Here is a 1577-nt window from a genome sequence, read left to right as displayed (position 1 = left end):
TGGTCTCCGGTGGCGCGACGACGGCGATCCTCGACGGCGAGGAGGGTCTGCTGTGGGTGCTGCCGTTCGACGGGGCGACGTCGTTCGACGCGGAGAAGCTGGACCCCGTGGCCGAGGTCGGCGGTGACGGCGCGCTGACCGTGTCGCAGGACGGGACGGTGTTCGCGGCGATCCCGTCGACGGGGACGCTGTGGACGGTGGCGACGACGTCCAAGGGCACGGTGGACGGTGAGGCCTCCTCCGCGCCCCTGCCGGTGAGCAAGGGCGCGGAGGTCGAGGTGACCGCGGTCGGTGACAAGCCCGTGGTGCTCGACCGGTCCGCGTCCCACCTGATCCTGCCCGGCGGGAAGAGCGTGGCGATCGAGGGGGGCGGGGACGCGCGCCTGCAGCAGCCGTCGCAGTCCTCGGACGTGGTCGTGGTCGCCACGACGGACGCCCTCGTCTCCCAGCCGCTGAAGGGCGGGGACGCGCAGCGGCGTGCCGCGCAGGGCGTGCCGGCGGCACCCGTCCAGCTCGGTGCCTGCACGTACGGGGCGTGGGCCTCGACGGGTCAGGTCATCCGCGACTGCGACGGCACGGGTCGGGACGTCGACGAGCGCCTCGAGGGCCTGGACCCCCAGACCCGCCTCGAGTACCGGGTGAACCGGCGCGTGATCGTGCTGAACGACCTGTCGGCGGGGACGTTGTGGATGGCGGCGGACGAGTACCAGAAGGTCGACGACTGGGACGTGCAGATGCCGGAGGAGGCCGAGGGTGAGGAGTCCGACGCGGAGCTGACGAACCCGGAGCAGGTGGACCAGTTCATCGCGGACCGGTCGCAGCCGAACAAGCCGCCGCAGCCGCAGGACGACAGCTTCGGGGTGCGTCCGGGTCGCACGACGATCCTGCCGGTGCTGGGCAACGACGTGGACCCGGACGGGGACGTGATGACCGCGTCGCTGGCGGGGGACTCCCCGGCCAACGCGACGGTGCAGGCGATCATGGGCGGTGCGGCGCTGCAGGCGGTCGTGCCCGAGGACGCGCAGGGGACGGGCACCTTCCGGTACTCGGTCGCCGACGGTCGCGGGGGCGTGGCCGAGGCCGGCGTCACGCTCAAGGTCTCCCCGTGGGGGGAGAACGCGCCGCCGGAGCAGACGGGTGACCCGGTGCTGCGGGTGGCTCAGGGTGGTCGGGCCACGATCAAGGTCCTGCCGTACTTCAAGGACCCCGACGGGGACGACCTCTACCTCGCCTCGGCGGCCGCGACCGTGGCCGGGGACGACGTGCGCTCGCGCCCGGACGGCACGGTCGAGTTCCGCGACGGCGGCGGCTCGACGGGCCGCAAGATCGTGACCCTGCTCGTCTCCGACGGCGAGATGTCCTTCGAGGGCAAGCTGCTGGTGGACGTGGTGCCGGGCCCGCAGCCGCCGGTGGCGGTGAACGACCACGTGGTGGTGCCGGCGGGTCAGCCGGTGACGGTGGAGCCGTTGCGCAACGACACCGACCCGAACGGTGACGAGCTGCGGCTGGCGTCGGTGTCGGAGTCCGCGCCCGCGGAGATCACGCCGAACTATGACGCGGGCACGTTCACGTTCGTG

1 protein-coding gene is annotated in these 1577 nt (G+C 72.9%); it reads left to right on the top strand.

Annotated elements, in window-relative coordinates; genetic code table 11:
* On the top strand, nt 1-1577 hold a 1577-nt coding region (locus ACTJIY_RS20780), incomplete at both ends, for an Ig-like domain-containing protein (protein WP_440697262.1).

The organism is Cellulosimicrobium sp. 22598 (assembly GCF_052044445.1).
GTDB classification, from domain to species: domain Bacteria; phylum Actinomycetota; class Actinomycetes; order Actinomycetales; family Cellulomonadaceae; genus Cellulosimicrobium; species Cellulosimicrobium cellulans_G.
Note: the sequence above shows the minus strand (reverse complement) of the source record. Positions and strands in the feature narration are given on the sequence as shown.